The following is a 746-nucleotide window of genomic DNA, read 5'->3' as shown; positions in this document are numbered from 1 at the left end:
AGCCATCAAGAAAGAAGGAAGACTGCCCCTTGCGATATCTCCCGTTGACCCTTGCCGCCCTGCTGGCGGCCTGTGATGCCGGCCCCTCGTTTACCGAAGCCGAACCTGGCGAGGTGTTGTCTGCGGGTGAAGCCACGGTGACCAAGACGGACCAGAACGCCTTCTCTCTGCCGTTGGCCAATTTGTCGCCGTCGCGGCGGCTGGATTTCAGCGTGGGCAACAGCTTTTTCCGCAACCCCTGGGTAATCGCGCCGGCCTCCACCGATGCCCGTGACGGGCTGGGGCCGCTGTTCAACACCAACGCGTGCCAGAACTGTCATATCAAGGATGGTCGCGGGCACCCGCCCGCACCTGATGCCAGGCAGGCGGTGTCCATGCTGGTGCGCTTGTCGGTGCCGGCGGGGACCGACGATGACCTGACCCGGAGCGGCTTGATGCCCGAGCCAACCTACGGCGGGCAGTTTCAGGATGCGGCCATTCCGGGTGTTGAACCGGAGGGGCGGGTACGGGTCGATTACCGCACCCGGATCGTCACGTTTGAGGACGGTTATCAGGTGGCTCTGCGCGTCCCCCGCCTGAGCTTCAGCAACCTGGCGTATGGCGAGATGCACCCGGCGACGCTGTTTTCCGCGCGCATTGCACCGCCGGTGATTGGGTTGGGGCTGCTGGAAGCGATTCCGGAAGCGGACCTGCTGGCCCATGCCGACCCGGAGGATGAGGACGGTGATGGTATCAGTGGCCGGGCC

General features: G+C 64.9%; 1 protein-coding gene. It reads left to right on the top strand.

The window, feature by feature from the left end; all coding sequences use genetic code 11:
- Positions 1 to 29: 29 nt before the first annotated feature.
- Positions 30 to 746, top strand: a 717-nt coding sequence (locus tag A3754_RS02790; protein ID WP_304439781.1) for a di-heme oxidoredictase family protein, incomplete at its 3' end; no start/stop codon positions are given.

Source organism: Alcanivorax sp. HI0083 (assembly GCF_001635175.1).
Note: the sequence above shows the minus strand (reverse complement) of the source record. Positions and strands in the feature narration are given on the sequence as shown.